Source organism: Agrobacterium tumefaciens (genome assembly GCF_031801495.1).
Lineage (GTDB): Bacteria > Pseudomonadota > Alphaproteobacteria > Rhizobiales > Rhizobiaceae > Agrobacterium > Agrobacterium tumefaciens_K.
In genome coordinates this window covers 459,032-478,921 of sequence record NZ_JAOEGC010000002.1, presented here as the reverse complement: position 1 = coordinate 478,921, position 19,890 = coordinate 459,032, and the positions used below count along the sequence as shown (strand labels likewise).

The window sequence follows — 19,890 nt, the reverse complement described above, 5'->3', positions numbered from 1 at the left end:
GATGAGGCCGTTTCCCCTATGGCGCCTTTAGTTCAGCCACACGTCGATCAATCATTTGAAGAGCTGGAGAATGTTTTCCGCGTTCGCGTTTGCGATAGACAGAGCCTGAATACCGAGCTGCTGCTGGGTCTGAAGCGCCTTGAGCCTTGTCGATTCCTCGTTCATGTCGGCATCGACAAGACGCCCGATGCCCTTGTCGATCACGTCCATCAGGCTCGAAACGAAATTCTCCTGCATGTCGATACGGCTCTGCAGCGAACCGAGACTGGAGGCGGTACTGGTCATCGCCTCAAGCTGCTTGTCGACAAACTGCATCATGACGTCGATGGCGTCCTCGCCGGTGTAGGCCGTGGAGCCGCCAGCAAACGTGCTCATGGCCGCCGCGACGACATCGAGGTTGTCAAGCGAGAGTGTCGAGACGGAGAAATTCAGCGACCTGTCAGTGGAAAGCTCGGCACCGGCCGTATCGTAGTACCACGGCGTATTGCTCGTGTCGGTATAAGCCGGTGAAATCGTGGCCGTGCCAGTCGACGGGTCGATGTCGGTGACCGGCACCCAGACGTTCTCGGCCATGCGCAGATAAGTGTTCGTGCCGTCGCTATACACGGACGGGTCCGCATTCGTATCCGCCGTCGTGGCGTTGAGGACACCAATCTCGGCATCCGTCAGTTTTGGAACGACGTATCCGGTCGCTGTCGTCACCCCGGTATCCGTGGATGTTTCGGTCACTTCGTATTCGTTGGCTTGGACGAACACGGCGTTCTTATCCAGAATTCCGAGTTTTCCGCCGCTCAGGTCGAACAGAATGGCGCTGCCGTCGAGGACGTAGTTAACGGTTGTGACATTAACGCTGCCCGAACCGGTTCGGGTGAACGAGGCAACGACCTTCTTCGTAATCGGCTCCAGCGCCGGGGGCGTACCACCATTGCTGATGCTGGCCTGCAGCCAGTTCTCACCGGAGAAAGAAGCCGATTCGGATATGCTCTTCAGCTGTTCCTGAAGCTGCTTGATCTCGTCCTGGATCTTGACGCGATCGGCGCCGACGCCGTAGGCCGCAACGAGCTTGGACTTGATCTCCTTGACCACTTCGATGGTGCTTTCAAGCGCATCGTAGGCGGTATCGACCTTGGCCGCGCCGAGACCCAACGCATCCTGCACCGCGGAGAGCGCGGAATTGTCTGAGCGCATCGTGGTGGAGATGGACCAGTAAGCCGCATTGTCAGCCGCAGTTTCAACACGATAACCCGAGGAAACACGCGCCTGCGTCATTTCAAGGTTCTTGTCGATCATGCGAAGTGTCTGCAGCGCAGCCATAGCTGCCGCATTGGTCAAAATGCTGGTCATGAGTTCCGCCCAGTTTGTACTGTCAGGAGAAATCCGGAGCCGTGCCGGAAACGACCAGAAGCATCATGCGCATCAGCGACAGCTTAAACGAGCCATCGCGACCTGTCGTTCGTTAACAAATCGTTAATACGATACGTAACAAACAACTACGCTGATTTGCAAGCCGTTCCTTGAATTTCGTTAACTAATTCAATCGACATGACAGGCTTCAGGCAAGCTAGAGCGCTTCTTCCACGCGAGAAACAGCCGTCCGCAGCCAAACGCTGCGCCTACCCTTCCGGCAGACGCAGCGGATTTTCAATGAAAAGCGCGTGAAGAATCAGGCAGTTTCATCCTGCCGGGTGGGCACGAAACGTGCTTCCTGGAAGCTCCGGCGGAGAAATTCCGTATTTTCATCCGGATTTTCAGAAGGGTTCTGGAACGAGATGTGATTGATCTCGATCGCCGCATGCTCGGCTGCCAGGGTCAATTGCGCATAAACCGTGGCGCCCTTCGGCTTCAGTTCCAGATCGAGAACGATCTCCGGAACGCCTTCCCATTCCAATCTGTATTCGCCGCCAGCACCAAAATTGATGGTGCCGGGATGATAATAAAGCTCCGCGGCTGAGGACACGAGGTCGGCGATGCTGCCGTAGCACTCGAATCTGAGCAATGAAATCAAATCAGCCGGGTCGAGCAGGCGCAATTCCGTTGCGATAGGGTTGATAGCCTCTGCAACAATCATTTCCCGCTGTTCAGAAAAAGGGCATTTTTTCATTTAGTTATTGAACCCGTAATGTCGGTGACTTCTTGGCGTAAACCCGATGAACGAGTTCAGCGACAGCCTTGTAAAAGACTGGTGGAATCACACTATCGGCCGAGACTTGCGCAAACATGGAGCGTGCAAGTGGAGGATCGACAAAAACGGGGATATCGTTCTTTTCCGCAATCTCGCGGATTTTCAATGCGATAAGGTCCTGCCCCTTGGCAACGACGACGGGCGCGTCGTTTTCTTCCCGGACATAACGAAGCGCAATCGCGAAGTGCGTCGGATTGGCGATCACGAGCGTGGCGCGCGGAACATTGTTCATCATGCGCCGACGGGCCCGGTCCCGAGCAATCGAGCGCTGGCGCGACTTGACCACCGGGTCACCCTGCGATTGCTTGAACTCCTCCTTCACCTCGTGTTTGGTCATCTTCAGCTGGCTGAACCAGTGGTGACGCGTCCAGAGCACGTCCACCGCCGCCAGCAGCGCTGTCGACAAAAGGATAACGATCATCATTTTTTTGACGACTTCGATGAGCTTGACGAAAATGACCTGCGGATCGGAGAACATCAGATCGATGATGTTGTAATACTCGCCACGCAGCGAGAAGAACATGATGATCGATACGATCAGGATCTTGAAGATGGATTTGCCGAACTCGACAAAACCCTGCTTGCTGTAAATGCGGGTGAAACCCTTTGCGGGAGATACACGCGACCATTGTGGCCTGATCCGCTCCAGAACAGGTGACGGCAGGTTCTGGAGAATAGACGATCCAAGGCCGAAAACCATGAAAAGCAGCATGGCAGGCAACAGCAGGTATGCCATCGCCTTGCTCAGGAAAAACAGAAGCGAAATCGCATCCGTGCGCGCCGACAGGTTCCATTGCTCGGGCTGGCCGAAAAGATCCTTCAGTGTTTCACCGATACGACCGGCGCCTTCCGGAAGAAAGAAAACCAGGTAACAATAAAAGGCAAGCGACGAGGCGAAGATCGGCACTTCCCTCGAAAAAGGCAGATTGCCCTTTTCGGCCGCATCACGGATTTTTTTCTCCGTGGGATCTTCTGTTTTACTGTCCTTGTCCTGATCGTCCGACACGGCACGTTCCCTGCGATCAAAAAAAGGCCCGCCGATTCCGGCAGGCCCGTTATGAGGAAACTAACGACCAGGGCCGCGGATCGCAACGGCCGTTCCGGTAACCTGCCAGGTTATCAACCGGCTTCCGCTCAGGCGGCCGCCGGTTGTGCGTCTTCCGTGACGTCCTTCAGCTGGATCTGTCCGGAATTGGCGAGACGGATGGCTTCCTGCGCGACCGCGCGACGTGCGATCGCCACTTCGCGGGTGTTGATCGACGCCTGCGGTACGGCAAGGTCCGATTCGATCATGCGGCGCTGGCGCGGGCTGATGCTCGACAGGACACATTCCTTGATTTCCGCCGTGGCGCCACGCAGCGCCATGGTGAGAACATCGCCGGAAACGTCGTTGAGCAGCATGACACGGCTGCGCTGCGGCATGAACATAAGGTCGTCGAAGAGGAAGATCTTCGGCTTGACCTTGTTGGCTGCTTCCTTGCTGAGCGTTTCGAGCGAGCTGAGCAGCGTATCGACCTGCGGCTTGTCGAGTTCGTTCATGAGGTCGGCCACCTTCGTCGAACCACCTGCATTGCGCTCGGCTTCGATTTCATTGATCAGGTTCACGACGCGCTTTTCAATAATCTGCGCGGCGGTGGGGCTGACTTCCTTCATGTTGACCGTACGGTTCATGATGTCGGCGCGCTGTTCTTCAGGGATGGTGAGAAGAACCTTCGCTGCGAAGGAGGACGGCAGCATGGAGAGGATATAGGCAATGGTCTGCGGATGTTCGCGCAGCAGGAATTTGCCGACAAAATCCGGCTCGGCGTCCTGAAGACGATCCCAGATGGATGCCTCATATGCCTGGAAAGCGGTGCGGCGACCGAGAAGGCTATCCACTTCCTCAGGTGTCAGACCTTCTTCGAGAATGCTTTCGATGGCCTTGGCGTTGTCCATCAGACCCGTTCCTTCCGTGAACAGGTCCTCGAACTCGGCAACGATCTGCGCCAGTTCATCGGGAGGAATGACGCGCAGTGTCTGGGCCGAGGAAATGATCATCTGCAGTTCATGCTGCGTGAAAAATTTCAGCAGCTTGCCTGCAACGCCCTTCCCCATGGCCAGAAGCACCGCGGCCGCCTTGTCGGCCTGAGACAACGGCTTCCCTGCCACCGGGTTACCGAAATCCTCAAAGTCCATCATGGTCTTTCCTCTCCGTCCCCACAGGGATCAGGCTTTTCTCGTACTCATTACTTCAATCAGCTTCACGCCGAAGCGCGTATCGTCGTCTTCAAGAACCGTAATCTCGCCGCGTGCGATGCGACGGCCGTTGACCATAATCTCGACCGGCTCTCCGATTTTCCGATCCAGGGCGATGGTTGCACCCTCTTCGAGGCTCATCAGACCCGACACGAGCATACGGCTTGTGCCAAGAACGATCTGGACATCGATCGGGATGTCCATGATGAGATCGAGGTTGTCGGACAGCCCGCTGCCAAGCGGTGCCTTGATGCCGCCGATTTCCGGCGCCGCCGAGAAATCGTCCATTGCAAAGCTGCTGGCTCCGAAACTTTCCGCGCTGCTGCCGAAGGCCGACAGATCTGTATCCTGCGCAGTATCGCCTGCGTCCGCGAAATCTCCGAAGTCGCCAAAAGCGGACAGAGCTCCCTCAGCGTCCGTCTTGAGGACGCCGCGCAGATCGCCGATAGCCTGATCGATTTCGTTACCGTCATCTAGTGACGGCAACGCCGCATCGTCGGTCACAGGTGTTTTCTTCGTAGCCATGCGCTGATTATTCCCTTTGAAACTTGCGTCAGCCTGCCCAAAACCCGAAAAGGGCGGGCCAAGTTTTAACTCATCAAATGTCGTAGGATCTCGTCATCCGTACTGACATTGTTTTTGACACGAACCATGTAGCGTTCGCCGGACTTGCCGAATTCGCAATTGTAGAGCTTGGAGCCATTGGCGCTGACCTCCACGCCTATGTCGTCCTGCTTGGCAGCCTGGAATGGAATGACGTCACCCACCATCAATCGGGAGATTGTCTTCAGCGTCAACGTCTCAAGCGTGATCCGGGCTTCAAGCGTAACCTGCGATCTCTTCACCTGCTCCGAAATCATTTCCATCCATTCCTCCTGCTTCTTCAACGCTTGGGCTGAAGGCTTGGGAGCGACGATGGACGTTTTCAACAGCGGGCGCTGCGGAACGATAAGAACGAATTCCGAAGACACCTTGCCGATGTCGATCTTCATCCGGATCGTCATGCCGTACAAGCCAGCAAGTTGCTCATCGAAAGCGCTTTTGCCGTTGGAATTGAAAGGCGGGTCGATCGTCGCCTCAAAGCCGCCCGGAGCATTGACGCCGGAGCGGAGAATCCCGCCGATACGGCCGAGCACCATGGCCGCAAGATCGATCTCGATGTGCGACAGGCTGCGCTCGTCGGGCTCACCAATGGTGTCCGGTGCAGCACCCAGCATGCGCTCCATAAGAGCGATGACAAAGCCGTTGCCAACGGCCATCATGAAATTCGGGCACCAGTTGCGCAGCGAGCAGTCGGCGACCGAGAAGTTCTCGCCGATATTGGCGATCAGATCGGTCATCAGTCCGGATTCGGACCCGATATATTCCACCTCGATGGCGATACCGGTTTCGCTGTGAAAGATATCCGGAAGAAACTCGCTATAGAGGCGACCGATATCCGTACCGATCTTGGCAACCGTCTTGCGGTCAGAAAGACCGCCCGTCAATTTTGCCAGAAGCGCGCTATCGATTGCCGGTGCTCTTTGCTGTGCAGCTTTTGCCATGGTCATGCCGCCTTGTTTTCGCCGCCAGGATTCATCATTTCCTGCTCAACGGCATCGATCGAAGGACGCTCGTAGTTGGAGATCGTCTTGCGGCCGTATTCGAGTGCGACCTGCGGCACAGAGCCGTTCATGTAGGCGATCAGCGTCTGCTTGACGATGATGTAGAGGCGGTGCTGCTTTGTACGGACGATCTTGACCTGTGACGCAATCGGGTTGCAGATCGAGTAGGACAGAATGATACCGAGCATGGTGCCGACGAGTGCGGCACCGATGAGGCCGCCGAGCACTTCAGGCGATTCGTTGATCTTGCCCATGGCCTTGATAACGCCGAGAACCGCCGCGACGATACCGATAGCCGGGAAAGAGTCACCCATCGTGGTGATGGCGTGATACGGCTTCAGCTTGTCATGAAGGATGGTTTCGATTTCCTCATCCATCAACGCTTCGATTTCGTGGCTACGGGCATTGCCGATGATGATCAGGCGCACATAGTCACAAATGAACGACGTCAGCTCCTTGTTCTTCAGAACCGACGGCGCGGCCTGGAAAATCGAGGATTCGTCGGGATTGTCGATGTGCGCTTCGATCTCGTTTCGCGATTTCGTGCGCAGGTCGCGCATCAGCGAATAAAGAACGCCCAGCACGTCGAGATAGTTACGCTCTTTCGGGACCGAGTGCTTGAAGGCCTCGCCCAGCGCCTTGCCCGAATCCTTAACGACCTTCATGGGGTTTGCCATGATGTAGCCGCCAAGACCGGCACCGCCGATAATCACCAGTTCGAAAGGCTGAAAAAGAACGTCCAGATGACCGCCCATTGCCATGTAGCCGCCGATGATGCAGCCGAATGTGATTATAAGTCCAATTACGATATTCATTGATCGACCACGCCCGAACAGTGTTCCATGCGACCATCTCTAGAAAATGTGGCTTGCGTGAACCTGTCCGTAACCCATCATTCCTGACCGTTCCGACCAAACAGCTTCGCGCAAGCAACCGACGCCACAATGGATGCAAAGGCGGATCTGCGCCCTGTCATCAACAAGAGAACGGTATTCCCCGTGACGTCGACCTACACCAGCTACCAACTGATCAGCCAGGACATCGGCAAGTCTCTCGACCGTGTGTCCAGGCAACCGGATGTGGCGCGCGAAACCGAATACTATCTGTCGAAGATTTCCGACGTGAAATCCATCGACGACTTCATGGCCGACACACGGCTTTATAACTATGCACTGAAGGCCCACGGGCTCGAAGACATGGCCTATGCCAAGGCTTTTATCCGCAAGGTTCTCACCGAAGGCGTGACGGACAAGGATGCTTTCGCCAACAAGCTGTCCGACAGCCGGTACGCGGATCTGGCGAAGTCTCTGAATTTCGCCGCGGATGGCGCCGACGCAACCTCGACCGAAGCGGCGAAGGCCGGCATCGTCAGCAAATACACGCGCTCGACGCTGGAGCAGGAAGCCGGTGACGACAATACCGGCGTGCGGCTTGCCCTCTATTTCGAACGGATGGCGCCGACGATTACGTCCGGAATGGATTTTCTGACCGACGACGCGCTGGCGCAGGTGTTTCGCACCACGTTCAACCTGCCCGACGAGTTTGCCGCAACCGATGTCGACAAACAGGCCGCGCTGATCGAAAAGACCATCAATATCAAGGATCTGCAAGATCCTGAAAAGGTGGGCAAGCTGCTGGAGCGCTTCACCATCATGTGGGAAATGCAAAATCCCTCGACAAGCTACGATCCCCTTGCCGTTTTCGGCTCCTCCAGCGGCTACGGCATTTCGCCGGACCTGCTTATTTCCATCAATTCCCTGAAACTCGGAGGCAAATGATATGCAATCCGGACTTTACGTCGCCCTTTCCTCGCAGATCGCGCTTGAGCGTCGTCTCACCACAATCTCCGACAACATGGCGAATGTGAACACGGTCGGCTTTCGCGGCTCCGAAGTTAAATTCGATGAGATGATCGCAAAGACCCGTAACGACATGAACGCCAAGATCGCGTTCGTGTCACAGGGCAACGACTACCTGTCCACCCGGCAGGGTGCGTTCGAACAGACCGGCAACTCGTTCGATTTCGCCATCAAGGGCGATGCATGGTTTTCGCTGGACACGCCCGACGGCCAGGTTCTGACGCGCGACGGTCGCTTCACGATGCGTCCGGATGGCGCGCTGGTTTCCTCGAGTGGTTATCCGGTTCTCGACGCAGGCGGCGGACCCATCCAGCTCAATCCGAACGGTGGCCCCATCACTGTCGGTCTTGATGGCGCCATCCGCCAGAACGACAACATCGCTGCCACCCTCGGCATCTTTCAGGCAGATTTCTCGCAGGGCTTCCTGCGTCATCCCAACAGCGGCGTATCCACCGTGGCCCAGCCGGTTCCGGTCGTGAACAACCACGAGGTCGGTATCGTTCAGGGTTATCTCGAGGAATCCAACGTCAACGGCATTTCCCAGATGACGCAGCTCATCCAGGTCAACCGTGCTTTCGAGAGCATCTCTTCGCTGATGCGCGACACGGAATCCACCTTCAGCGAGGGTATCAAGACACTGGGCGGCGCGCGCTGAGGACCTGACGCATGACAATGCCGGAATCCCTGCTGACGGCGGATGCCGTTTCCCCGAAACTCGCCCAGCTCGCAAGCCTTGCCGCACATTACGCAAGCCCGGAGTTTTCCGTTGCGCCTGGCGGGCATGTCCGCACGATCGCAGCCGGGCACTATACGGTTTCTGGCCTCTCGCGGCATGTCAGGCTCGGCGAGTTCGTCGCTCATCGCAGCGCGACCGGTATTCATCTGGGCGAAGTGGTGCGTGTGGAGCCGGATATCTGCTACGTATGCCCCATCGAACCCGGTGAGCCGATCGGCATCCATGACACGGTCATCCGCAAGGGCGCTTTCCGCGTGGCACCGGACGACAGCTGGTGCGGGCGCACGATCAATGCGCTCGGCGAACCGATCGACGGCGGCGGTCCTCTCGCCTCCGGTACGGATCGCCGCTCGATTTCCAACAACGCCCCACCCTCGATGACGCGCAAACGCGTGGAGACGCCGTTCAAGACGGGCGTGCGGGCCATCGATATCTTCTCGCCTCTTTGCCTCGGCCAGCGTCTCGGCATCTTCGCCGGCTCGGGCGTCGGCAAGTCCACCCTGCTTTCGATGCTGGCCAAGGCCGATGCCTTCGACAAGGTGGTCATCGCACTCGTCGGCGAGCGCGGACGCGAGGTGCGCGAGTTCATCGAGGACACGATGGGCGAGAACATGGCGAAATCCATCGCCGTCGTCGCGACCAGTGATGAAAGCCCGATGCTGCGCAAGATGGCCTCGCTTTCGGCCGTGACGATCGCGGAGCATTTCCGTGACAAGGGCGACGACGTCCTTCTCATCATCGACAGCGTGACCCGTTTTGCCCACGCTATCCGCGAGGTGGCTGTCGCGTCCGGCGAGCCGCCGGTCGCGCGTGGCTATCCGGCTTCGGTATTCACCGAACTGCCGCGCCTTCTGGAGCGCGCCGGTCCGGGTGCCGAAGGCACCGGCACGATCACCGCCATCGTCTCGATCCTGGTCGACGGCGACAATCATAACGACCCTATCGCCGATTCCACCCGCGGTATCCTCGACGGGCATATCGTGCTGGATCGCAGCCTCGCCGAAGAAGGTCGTTATCCGCCGATCAACCCGCTGGCCTCGATCTCGCGTCTTGCAAAAAAGGCATGGACACCGGATCAGGAAAAACTCGTGTCGCGGCTGAAATCGTTGGTGCACCGCTACGAGGAAACCCGCGATCTTCGCCTTATCGGCGGCTACAGGCCGGGCACCGATCCTGACCTCGACATGGCGGTAAAGCAGGTTCCCATCATCTACGAAACGCTGAAACAGCTTCCAAGCGAACCATCCGCACAGGATGCCTACGCCGATCTCGCAACCGCCCTGCGTGGCGGCGCGCAGAACCCCCAGGCGCAGGCCAACCAGAGAATGAGGGGCTGACCCCGTGAAACAGACACAGGAAAACATCGAAGAAAACGCGCCGGAACAGGTGCAGAAGGTCTTCTTCACCCCGGATCGCATCCTTGCCTGGACGGGTATCGGGCTTGCCGCCGCAGCGGCATTCTTTCCCTGGTACGTGTTCTTCAATGAGGACAAGTTCGCGATAAAGGTCGCGGAGGGAGATCGCACGCGCGATCTGCCGCATACGGGACCACGCGAAGTCTTCAGCGTTTCTCCCCTGGCGATGACCAACCGGAACAAGACTGATATCCCGCCCGCCGAACTGCCGGACATGCTGACGACGGCAACCGTGAACGATGACGGCAAGGAAAAACAGAACGACCTTGCAGCCGCACGGGCTGACCAACCGTTTCCGGGCAAGACCTCCTTCCGGCTGCTGCATGTCTCGAACGGTCGTGCGCTGATCGAGGACGGCTCAGGGATGTACATGGTCCGTATCGGCTCCACGATGCCCGACAACACGCAGCTGACCAAGATCGAACAGCGCGACGGCGAGTGGCTGATCGAAACATCTTCCGGCAGAACGTATTACCCCGGGGAATAAACCGTCCGGCTTCGAATTGAAAAGCGCGCCGTCGGCGCGCTTTTTTGTTTTCAAGGATGATGAAGCGGCAGCTTTTCAGTCTCTTCTCCATCTTCGTCCCGTCCGTAAGTCTGACGCAAGATTGGCCCCGTAGGTTCGGGCCATACGAAATGGAGAAGTCTATGCAACCGATTCAACTATTCGAACTGGCATCCCGCCAAGCGGAATGGCTGAGCGTGCGGCAGGAAGTCGTGGCGACCAACATCGCCAACGCCAACACCCCCAAGTACCGCGCGAAGGACATCAGCCCGTTTGAGGCTGTCATGCAGTCCACCGGCCAGCAGGTGGGCATGGCAAAGACCCATCCAGCTCATTTCGGCGCAAGCAATCTCAGCGACAACGTCGAACTGAGAGAGACAGAGGCCAATGACGAAATCGGTGTGCAGGAGTCCGGAAACACCGTCGCTCTGGCTGCCGAAATGACCAAGACCGGCGAGATCAAGCGTCAGTACGAACTGAGCACCAATCTCGTCAAATCCTTCCATCGCATGATGTTGATGACGGTAAAGAGGTAAACTCATGGATCCCTTGAGCGCGGCAAGCAAGATCGCCGGCAGCGGACTGGAAGTACAGTCCACCCGCCTGCGCATCGTTTCGGAAAACATCGCCAACGCCCGATCGACCGGCGACACTCCCGGCGCTGATCCTTACCGCCGCAAGACAGTAACCTTCGGCACCGAACTGGACCGTGCGAGCGGCGTCGAGCGCGTGGCGGTCAAGAAGCTCGGCGTGGACCGGGGCGACTTCATTCACGAATACGATCCCGGCAATCCGGCGGCAGACACGAACGGCATGGTGAAGATGCCAAACGTCAACATCCTGATCGAAATGGCAGACATGCGCGAGGCAAACCGCAGCTATGACGCCAATCTTCAGGTCATCCGCCAGACACGCGACCTCGTTGCCTCCACCATCGACCTTCTGAAAGCATCGCAATGATTGACGGTATCAAGCAGATCAGCTCCCTCTCCCTGACACGTGGTGTCAACGGCGTCTCCTCGCTGACCGACGATGTTCTCGGCGGCCAGCAGGTATCGCCCGGCCAGCAGACGGGAATGAGCTTCGCGAGTGTTCTCGGCAACATGTCCGTGGATGCGATGAACAGCCTGAAAAAGGCGGAAGTCTCGTCCTTCGAAGGCATTCAGGGCAAGGCGAATACCCGCGAAGTCGTTGATGCGATGCTGTCGGCCGAACAGTCGCTGCAGACCGCGATCGCGATCCGCGACAAAATCGTGTCGGCTTACCTCGACATCACCAAGATGCAAATCTAGCACCAGGGAAAGTTAAAGACATGAGAGCTCTTGCCATCGCTGCCACCGGTATGGACGCCCAGCAGACCAACCTGGAAGTCATCGCCAACAACATCGCCAACATCAACACCACCGGCTACAAGCGCGCGCGTGCGGAGTTTACCGACCTTCTGTACCAGACCGAGCGTATGCAGGGCGTGCCAAACCGCGCCAACCAGGCGATCGTTCCCGAAGGCGCGAATATCGGCCTTGGCGTGCAGACGTCCGCCGTTCGTAACATCCACACGCAGGGCAACCTGATCGAGACGGGCAACAAGCTCGACGTGGCGATCATCGGACAGGGCTGGTTCCAGATCGAAGCCGCAGATGGCTCGACGCTCTACAGCCGCGCCGGCGCATTCAACAAGAATGCGGATGGCGATCTTGTGACGATCGACGGCTATAACGTCATTCCGAATATCAACATTCCGACCGACGCGCAGGACATTACCATCACGCGGACCGGACAGGTCACGGCACGTATCGGCAATGCGGCGGAATTCACGGAACTCGGCCAGCTGACAATTGCAAACTTCGCCAACGAGGCCGGCCTGAAGCCGCTCGGCGATAACCTCTTCGCGCAGACGCCCGCTTCCGGCGACGCTGTGGTCGCCGTACCGGACGATCCGAGCTTCGGCTACATCAAGCAGTCCTACCTCGAAGGCTCCAACGTCGATGCCGTCAAGGAAATCACCGACCTCATCACGGCGCAGCGCGCGTACGAAATGAATTCAAAGGTCATCACCACGGCCGACGAAATGGCGTCGATTGTCAGCAAGAATCTGAAGTAAAAACGGAAAGGCGGGCGGACATGAGGTTTAGCCAGAAGAATAGCAGCTACAGAACGGCGTTCGTCCGTTTGTTCCTGACGTCCGCCATTTCATTGACGGCCATGGCCGCTGCGGCGCAGACGCCGGTGGCACTTGTTCCGACACGCACGATCTATCCTGGCGAAACCATCTCGCCCGATCAGGTCAAGCCGGTGGAAGTGACCAACCCCAACATCTCGTCGGGTTACGCCAGCGACGTCAGCGAAGTCGAAGGCATGATTTCAAAACAGACCTTGCTGCCCGGACGGACCATTCCGATTGCCGCCCTGCGCGAGCCTTCGCTCGTGACAAGGGGCACCAACGTCAAACTCGTCTTCACGATCGGCAACATGACGCTCATGGCCAACGGAACACCAATGACCGATGGCTCGATGGGCGATGTGGTGCGTGTGCGCAACATCGATTCCGGCGTCATCGTCAATGGCACGGTGATGAAGGACGGCACTATCCAGGTGATGGCGAAATGAGAAGCTTGCGTATTCTGGCCACGGCGTTTCTGGCCGCTGCCCTCCCCTTCCTGTCTGCGTTTCCGGTTCAGGCCGATACTTCGCGGATCAAGGACATCGCGTCGCTTCAGGCGGGTCGTGACAACCAGCTGATCGGCTACGGCCTCGTCGTGGGCCTGCAGGGCACGGGCGACAGCCTGCGCTCTTCGCCCTTCACCGAGCAGTCGATGCGCGCCATGCTGCAGAACCTCGGCATCACGACTCAGGGCGGTCAGTCCAACGCGAAAAACATCGCAGCGGTGATGGTGACGGCAAACCTTCCGCCATTTGCCAGCCCCGGAAGCCGTGTGGACGTAAGCGTCAGCTCGCTTGGCGACGCATCGTCGCTGCGCGGCGGCACGCTCATCATGACGTCGCTTTCGGGCGCGGACGGCCAGATCTACGCCGTCGCGCAGGGCGCCCTGATCGTCAACGGTTTTTCCGCGCAGGGTGATGCCGCAACGCTGACACAGGGTGTCACGACCTCGGCACGCGTTCCCAACGGTGCCATCATCGAGCGCGAGCTGCCGTCCAAGTTCAAGGATTCTGTCAATCTCGTTCTGCAGCTTCGTAACCCCGATTTTTCAACCGCTGTAAGAGTGGCGGATGTCGTCAACGCCTTTGCCCGCGCAAAATATGGCGACGCGATTGCCGAGCCGCGAGATTCACAGGAAATCGGCGTTCAGAAGCCGCGTACGGCAGACCTGACGCGCCTGATGGCCGAGATCGAAAACCTGACAGTGGAAACCGATACGCCTGCCAAGGTCGTCATCAACGAACGGACGGGCACCATCGTGATCGGTGCGGACGTGCGCATTTCCCGCGTCGCGGTCAGCTACGGTACGCTGACAGTGCAGGTGACCGAGTCGCCGCAGGTGATCCAGCCAGCGCCCTTCTCACGTGGTGAAACCGCGATGCAGCCGCAGACGGATATCATGGCAATGCAGGAAGGCAGCAAGGTTGCCATCGTGGAAGGTCCAGACCTTCGCACACTGGTTGCCGGTCTTAACAGCATCGGGCTCAAGGCGGACGGCATCATCGCCATCCTGCAAGGCATCAAATCCGCCGGCGCCCTTCAGGCGGAGCTCGTGCTGCAATGATGAACGTTCAACACAATAGCAGTCTTTCCGATAAGCTCTGCCGGTTCGCGGCGGTCGCTTCCCTGCTGTTCCTGCTTCCTGCGGCCGGGGCGGAAAGCCAGCAGAATGTTGTCTCCGAGCTCAGCACCCAGGACGAGATCCAGCGTTTCTGCACCAATATCGCCGATGCGGCACGCGATCAGCGTTATCTCCTGCAGAAACAGGAACTCGAAAAGCTGCAGGCGGATGTCAACGAACGCATTACCGTTCTCGAAAACCGCAAGGCGGAATACGAGGACTGGCTGGCGCGCCGCAACCACTTCCTCAATCAGGCAAAAGCCAATCTGGTTGACGTCTACAAGACGATGAAAGCCGATGCGGCCGCACCCCAGCTCGAGAAAATGCATGAGGAAATCGCGGCAGCGATCATCATGCAGCTTCCCCCACGCCAGTCGGGCCTGATCCTCAGCGAGATGGACGCCGCAAAAGCGGCCACCGTCGCCGGGATCATGTCGCAGGCAACCGACCCGAACACCTCGAAGGACCCTTCATGACCTCGCGTATTCCGGCCCTCCTTTTGCCGCTCGCCTTGCTTGCCGGCTGCCAGAACAACCAGACCCTGAAGGAAATCGGCAACGCGCCTTCGATGAGCCCGATCGGCAGCGGTCTGCAGTTCAGTCAGACGCCGCAGATGGGCATGTATCCGAAGCAGCCCAAGCACATGGCCAGCGGCTATTCGCTGTGGAGCGATTCCCAGGGTGCGCTGTTCAAGGATCTTCGTGCGCTCAACATCGGCGACATCCTGACCGTGAACATCCAGATCAACGACAAGGCCGATTTCGACAACGAGACGGAGCGGAACCGCACCAACGCCAGCGGCCTGAACTGGAAGGCCAATGCCGAAATTCTCGGTTGGAACCCGCAGGCGGACTCAAGCATCACCTACGGTTCGGATACCGACACGCAGAGCAAGGGCAAGACCAAGCGCTCAGAAAAGCTGACGTTGCTCGTCGCTGCCGTCGTCACCGGCATTCTGGAGAATGGCAACCTCATCATCAGCGGCTCGCAGGAAGTGCGCGTCAATCATGAAATCCGTATCCTCAACGTGGCCGGTATCGTTCGTCCGCAGGATGTCGATGCGCAGAACATGATTTCCTACGAGCGCATCGCCGAGGCCCGTATCTCATACGGCGGCCGCGGACGTCTGACGGAAGTGCAGCAACCCCCGGTCGGGCAGCAGGTCGTCGACCTGTTCTCGCCCATCTGACGCCGGCATGCGGGAGCGGGACTGACCCATGGAAAACGAACAGGCAGAGGGCAAGAAGAAATCCTCCCCTCTGGTCATGACCATCGTCGGCATTGCCATTCTGACCGTTCTGGGCGGTGGCGGCGGCTGGTTTTTGGGCGGGATGATTGCACCGAACATCGCCAAGGCCAAAGCTACCGCCCATGAGCAGGCAGCGGCGGGTGGCCACGGCGAAGGCACGGAAGAAGGTATCCCCAAGATACCTGCCGAACCCAACGGCATCGTGCAGCTCGACCCCATCACGACCAATCTGGCCTACCCTTCCACCAACTGGGTGCGGCTCGAAGTGGCGCTCATGTTCAAGGGACCGGTAGAGGTGGGAATGGCGGAAGATATCCACCAGGATATCCTCGCCTATGTAAGGACTGTGTCCCTGCAGCAACTCGAAGGGCCACGCGGCTTTCAATATCTTAAGGATGACATTCAGGAACGAGTTGACCTGCGCTCCCAGGGGCGCGTATCCAAGGTCATGTTCCGGACCTTTGTCATCGAATGATTCGATTTTTTGTAGCCCTCGCCGTCCTTCTCGTCTTGCCGGGTCTTGCCAACGCCCAGCAATTCCCGTCCGAGCTGTTCAATACGCAGGTGGACGGCTCCGTGGCTGCATGGATCATCCGTACGTTCGGACTTCTTACGGTCCTTTCGGTCGCCCCCGGCATCCTCATCATGGTCACGAGCTTCCCCCGCTTCGTGATCGCGTTCTCGATCCTTCGTTCAGGCATGGGACTGGCGACAACACCGTCCAACATGATCGTGCTGTCCATGGCCATGTTCATGACCTTCTATGTCATGTCGCCGACGTTCGACAAAGCCTGGACGGACGGCGTACAGCCGTTGTTGCAGAACCAGATCAACGAGCAGGAGGCGGTGAGCCGCATCGCCGAACCTTTTCGGACCTTCATGTCGGCCAATACCCGTGACAAGGACCTGAAACTGTTCGTGGACATCGCTCGTGAACGCGGACAGGAAGTCATGACGGAAAACGTCATCGATTACCGTGTGCTGGTTCCGGCGTTCATGCTCTCGGAAATCCGTCGTGGCTTCGAAATCGGTTTCCTCATCATTCTGCCGTTTCTGGTCATCGACCTGATCGTCGCCACCATCACCATGGCCATGGGCATGATGATGCTGCCGCCGACTTCGATCTCACTGCCGTTCAAGATTCTTTTCTTCGTGCTGATCGACGGCTGGAACCTGCTCGTCGGCAGCCTCGTCAGATCGTTCAACTGACATTTCAGATCGCAGCAAAGCAGCTCCGCGCATGACGTGGGGCTGCTTTGTGCTGTTCTGCAACGCGGTCTTTACGCGTTAACCATCTTTGTCAGCTTCTGGCTAACCATATACCCTAAGCCTATGTAAACCATATTAAATCTCGGTGCGTGCGAAACCCAGCGCGTTAAGAAACCGGCAATGCTTGGCTGCGAAATTGCCTCTCACACACAGCGGGTTTGGCCTCCGTCGCGAAAGAAACGCGGAGCCGAGTGGCATGATGCCGAATCGCTGTGACCGGTAATTTTCGTAAGTCCGGAATGTCCCCAACTCCGTATTTCGTAAACCAAGGGACACGAATATCATGACAAGCATTCTCACCAACATCAATGCAATGTCCGCTCTGCAGACGCTGCGTTCTATCTCCTCCAACATGGAAGATACCCAGAACCGCATTTCTTCGGGCCTGCGTGTTGGTTCGGCTTCTGACAACGCCGCTTACTGGTCGATCGCCACCACCATGCGTTCCGACAACGAAGCCCTCGGCGCTGTTTCTGACGCCCTTGGTCTCGGTGCTGCAAAGGTTGACACTGCTGCTTCCGGCATGGAATCGGCACTGGAAGTCGTCAAGCAGATCAAGAACAAACTGGTTGCCGCTACCGAAGACGGTATCGACAAGACCAAGGTTCAGGAAGAAATTTCTCAGCTGCAGCAGCAGCTCACGAGCATTTCCGAAGCCGCTTCCTTCTCCGGTGAAAACTGGCTGAAGGCAGAAGTCGGTGCAACGACGAGCGTTGTCGCTTCCTTCGTTCGTAACGACAGCGGCGCTGTATCCGTTCAGAAGGTAAACTACAGCTTTGACGCCACCAACGTTCTGTTCGACACGAACGCCGGTGCAAAGTCGGGCATTCTCGACAAGCTGAACAACATCGAAGGCGATGGTATCGTCGTCAACGTCAACACCGCCGGCACCGTTTCGTCGGTCAACGTCAACAAGTACACGACCGACCAGGTTATCGCCAGCGGCGCGACCTTCGATGCCAACGGCAAGGTTGCCACCGGCGCCACCAACTACGTCAAGCTGGATGACGACACCTGGGTTCAGGCTGTAGACCAGAGCACGGTTTCCACGCAGGAAGTCGCCGCAACCGGTACGGATGGCACTGCATGGGCCATCAATACGGGCAACACCGCGGCTTCGACCAACCAGACGTCGGTTTCGACCTTCTCGATCGACGCCAACACCACGGCAACTCAGCTCAATGGCCTGATCTCCATGGTTGACGACGCCTACCAGAGCATGACGAGCGCAGCATCGACCCTCGGTTCGCTGTCTTCGCGTATCGACCTTCAGGAAAACTTCGTTTCCAAGCTGACCGACTCGCTCGACAAGGGTATCGGCCGTCTGGTTGATGCTGACATGAACGAAGAGTCCACCAAGCTGAAGGCTCTCCAGACGCAGCAGCAGCTGGCGATCCAGGCTCTGTCCATCGCAAACAGCGACTCGCAGAACGTTCTGTCGCTGTTCCGTTAATCGGTACAGTCTCATAGCCTTCAGGGGCTGGGGGGCCGACCAAAGGCATGAACAGAAAACAATGAAGGCCGCCGCTGGAAACAGCGGCGGCCTTCACCGTTTCTTAAATCCGATCTGCTACGCGCGCGCACGCGAGAGTTGAAAATTTAAATCAAAAGATGCATCATTTTCTCTGCCGTTTAGGTGTTCATTAACTAAACGGGGGTTAGCTAGTCCTCAGAGAAACGGCGAGTTAACCTTAATTATTAAATGGTTAGCAGGCATGACGCTGCACGCCTTTTCCCGGTGACACTCCGGAATGTCCCTTCTCAGTACGCCATTAAAGGGGCAACTTATCATGACGAGCATTCTTACCAACATCGCAGCAATGTCGGCTCTCCAGACGCTGCGTACCATCGGCCAGGATATGGAATCCACGCAGGGCCGTGTTTCCTCCGGTCTGCGCGTCGGCGAAGCTTCCGACAACGCCGCTTACTGGTCGATCGCGACCACCATGCGTTCCGACAACGAAGCGCTTTCTACCGTTCAGGACGCTCTCGGCCTCGGCGCCGCAAAGGTTGATACCGCATACTCCGGTATGGAATCGGCAATCGAAGTCGTAAAAGAAATCAAGAACAAGCTGGTTGCAGCAACCGAAGACGGCGTCGACAAGACGAAGGTTCAGGAAGAAATCGCCCAGCTTCAGCAGCAGCTGACGAGCATTTCCGAAGCCGCTTCCTTCTCCGGCGAAAACTGGCTGAAGGCCGACGTCGGAACTTCCACAAGCGTCGTCGCCTCCTTCGTCCGCGACTCCTCCGGTGGCGTTTCCGTCAAGAAGGTCGCTTACGACTTCGACGCCACCAACGTCCTGTTCGACACGAGCGCCGGCGCAAAGGCTGGTATCCTCGACAAGCTGAACAACATCGAAGGCGATGGCGTCGTCCTCAACATCAACATTGGCGGTACGGTCACGTCCGCTAACGTCCAGACTTACACGACCGAACAGGTCATCGCCAACGGCGCAGCTTTCGACACCAACGGTCAGGTCGCGACCGGCGCGACAGTGGTCGGCACTCCCGGCACGGCTGGCTACGTTGCTGCCAACTACGTCAAGGTCGGCGACGACAAGTGGGTTGCAGCCGTTGACCAGTCGACGGTTCCAACGCAGGAAGTCGCCGCAACGGACTCGACCACCGCAACCTGGGCCGTTGACACCACCAACACGGCAGTTGCGACCACTCCGAACGTTTCCGTTTCGAGCTTCACAATCACCGGCACCACAACCGAGAACCAGCTCAATGGCCTGATCTCCATGGTCGACACGGCCTATCAGACCATGACGAGCGCGGCTTCCGATCTCGGCTCGATCAAGACCCGCATCGACCTCCAGGAAAACTTCGTTTCCAAGCTGACCGACTCGCTCGACAGCGGTATCGGCCGTCTGGTTGACGCCGACATGAACGAAGAATCCACGCGCCTCAAGGCTCTGCAGACGCAGCAGCAGCTGGCAATCCAGGCTCTGTCCATCGCAAACAGCGACTCGCAGAACATCGTTACGCTGTTCCGTTAATCGTAACAGTCACATCACGAAAAAAGGGCCGCGCTTCTCGCAAGCGCGGCCC

Annotated in this window: 23 protein-coding genes; 16 read left to right on the top strand and 7 right to left on the bottom strand. The window is 57.8% G+C overall.

Going from position 1 to position 19,890, the window contains the following annotated elements; all coding sequences use genetic code 11:
• Positions 1-51 precede the first annotated feature (51 nt).
• The 7 genes from N7578_RS11750 to motA form a co-directional block, all read right to left on the bottom strand.
• Entirely contained in the window at positions 52-1,344 is a 1,293-nt protein-coding gene (locus N7578_RS11750; RefSeq protein WP_311110507.1) for a flagellin, read from the bottom strand.
• A 319-nt stretch (positions 1,345-1,663) separates the two neighbouring features.
• Positions 1,664-2,101, bottom strand: coding sequence for a hypothetical protein (locus N7578_RS11745; RefSeq protein ID WP_311110506.1), 438 nt, complete (start codon positions 2,099-2,101; stop codon positions 1,664-1,666).
• Between the two features lie 4 nt (positions 2,102-2,105).
• Entirely contained in the window at positions 2,106-3,188 is a 1,083-nt protein-coding gene (gene flhB / locus N7578_RS11740; RefSeq protein WP_311110505.1) for a flagellar biosynthesis protein FlhB, read from the bottom strand.
• A gap of 128 nt (positions 3,189-3,316) precedes the next feature.
• Complete coding sequence (fliG, locus tag N7578_RS11735) at positions 3,317-4,360, bottom strand: flagellar motor switch protein FliG (protein WP_311110504.1); 1,044 nt, start codon at positions 4,358-4,360, stop codon at positions 3,317-3,319.
• Between the two features lie 27 nt (positions 4,361-4,387).
• Entirely contained in the window at positions 4,388-4,942 is a 555-nt protein-coding gene (fliN, locus tag N7578_RS11730) for a flagellar motor switch protein FliN (RefSeq protein WP_311110503.1), read from the bottom strand.
• 65 nt (positions 4,943-5,007) lie between these two features.
• On the bottom strand, positions 5,008-5,967 hold the full coding sequence (locus N7578_RS11725) for a FliM/FliN family flagellar motor switch protein (protein ID WP_311110502.1): 960 nt from the start codon (positions 5,965-5,967) through the stop codon (positions 5,008-5,010).
• Positions 5,964-6,836 carry a flagellar motor stator protein MotA gene (gene motA / locus N7578_RS11720; protein WP_311110501.1) on the bottom strand — a complete coding sequence of 291 codons (873 nt, stop codon included), beginning with the start codon at positions 6,834-6,836 and terminating at the stop codon, positions 5,964-5,966. Before motA ends, N7578_RS11725 begins: the two co-directional genes overlap by 4 nt.
• A gap of 183 nt (positions 6,837-7,019) precedes the next feature.
• Here motA and N7578_RS11715 point away from each other — a divergent pair, with 183 nt between their 5' ends.
• The 16 genes from N7578_RS11715 (at position 7,020) to N7578_RS11640 (ending at position 19,838) form a co-directional block, all read left to right on the top strand.
• On the top strand, positions 7,020-7,799 hold the full coding sequence (locus N7578_RS11715) for a DUF1217 domain-containing protein (protein WP_311112481.1): 780 nt from the start codon (positions 7,020-7,022) through the stop codon (positions 7,797-7,799).
• A 1-nt stretch (position 7,800) separates the two neighbouring features.
• Positions 7,801-8,535 carry a flagellar basal-body rod protein FlgF gene (gene flgF / locus N7578_RS11710; RefSeq protein ID WP_311110500.1) on the top strand — a complete coding sequence of 245 codons (735 nt, stop codon included), beginning with the start codon at positions 7,801-7,803 and terminating at the stop codon, positions 8,533-8,535.
• A gap of 11 nt (positions 8,536-8,546) precedes the next feature.
• Entirely contained in the window at positions 8,547-9,953 is a 1,407-nt protein-coding gene (gene fliI / locus N7578_RS11705; RefSeq protein WP_311110499.1) for a flagellar protein export ATPase FliI, read from the top strand.
• 4 nt (positions 9,954-9,957) lie between these two features.
• Positions 9,958-10,518 carry a hypothetical protein gene (locus tag N7578_RS11700; RefSeq protein WP_311110498.1) on the top strand — a complete coding sequence of 187 codons (561 nt, stop codon included), beginning with the start codon at positions 9,958-9,960 and terminating at the stop codon, positions 10,516-10,518.
• A 161-nt stretch (positions 10,519-10,679) separates the two neighbouring features.
• Entirely contained in the window at positions 10,680-11,072 is a 393-nt protein-coding gene (flgB, locus tag N7578_RS11695; protein ID WP_311110497.1) for a flagellar basal body rod protein FlgB, read from the top strand.
• 4 nt (positions 11,073-11,076) lie between these two features.
• Positions 11,077-11,496 (top strand): flagellar basal body rod protein FlgC, encoded by a 420-nt coding sequence (gene flgC, locus N7578_RS11690; protein WP_311110496.1) that lies wholly within the window; start codon positions 11,077-11,079, stop codon positions 11,494-11,496.
• A complete protein-coding gene (locus N7578_RS11685) occupies positions 11,493-11,828 on the top strand; it encodes a flagellar hook-basal body complex protein FliE (protein ID WP_311110495.1) in 336 nt (111 codons plus the stop codon). Before flgC ends, N7578_RS11685 begins: the two co-directional genes overlap by 4 nt.
• Positions 11,829-11,848: 20 nt before the next feature.
• Positions 11,849-12,637 (top strand): flagellar basal-body rod protein FlgG, encoded by a 789-nt coding sequence (gene flgG, locus N7578_RS11680; protein ID WP_311110494.1) that lies wholly within the window; start codon positions 11,849-11,851, stop codon positions 12,635-12,637.
• A 20-nt stretch (positions 12,638-12,657) separates the two neighbouring features.
• Positions 12,658-13,143, top strand: a complete 486-nt coding sequence (gene flgA, locus N7578_RS11675; RefSeq protein ID WP_311110493.1) for a flagellar basal body P-ring formation chaperone FlgA — start codon at positions 12,658-12,660, stop codon at positions 13,141-13,143.
• Positions 13,140-14,261 (top strand): flagellar basal body P-ring protein FlgI, encoded by a 1,122-nt coding sequence (locus N7578_RS11670; RefSeq protein ID WP_422646704.1) that lies wholly within the window; start codon positions 13,140-13,142, stop codon positions 14,259-14,261. The genes flgA and N7578_RS11670 overlap by 4 nt, the downstream gene beginning before the upstream one ends.
• Positions 14,258-14,794, top strand: coding sequence for a MotE family protein (locus tag N7578_RS11665; protein ID WP_311110492.1), 537 nt, complete (start codon positions 14,258-14,260; stop codon positions 14,792-14,794). The genes N7578_RS11670 and N7578_RS11665 overlap by 4 nt, the downstream gene beginning before the upstream one ends.
• On the top strand, positions 14,791-15,507 hold the full coding sequence (gene flgH / locus N7578_RS11660) for a flagellar basal body L-ring protein FlgH (RefSeq protein WP_311110491.1): 717 nt from the start codon (positions 14,791-14,793) through the stop codon (positions 15,505-15,507). The genes N7578_RS11665 and flgH overlap by 4 nt, the downstream gene beginning before the upstream one ends.
• Positions 15,508-15,535: 28 nt before the next feature.
• Positions 15,536-16,042: a flagellar basal body-associated FliL family protein gene (locus tag N7578_RS11655; RefSeq protein WP_311110490.1), complete on the top strand. Its 507-nt coding sequence runs from the start codon at positions 15,536-15,538 to the stop codon at positions 16,040-16,042.
• A complete protein-coding gene (fliP, locus tag N7578_RS11650; protein ID WP_311110489.1) occupies positions 16,039-16,776 on the top strand; it encodes a flagellar type III secretion system pore protein FliP in 738 nt (245 codons plus the stop codon). Before N7578_RS11655 ends, fliP begins: the two co-directional genes overlap by 4 nt.
• A gap of 343 nt (positions 16,777-17,119) precedes the next feature.
• Positions 17,120-18,289, top strand: coding sequence for a flagellin (locus N7578_RS11645; RefSeq protein WP_311110488.1), 1,170 nt, complete (start codon positions 17,120-17,122; stop codon positions 18,287-18,289).
• A 337-nt stretch (positions 18,290-18,626) separates the two neighbouring features.
• On the top strand, positions 18,627-19,838 hold the full coding sequence (locus tag N7578_RS11640; RefSeq protein ID WP_311110487.1) for a flagellin: 1,212 nt from the start codon (positions 18,627-18,629) through the stop codon (positions 19,836-19,838).
• The last annotated feature ends 52 nt before the right edge of the window (positions 19,839-19,890 follow it).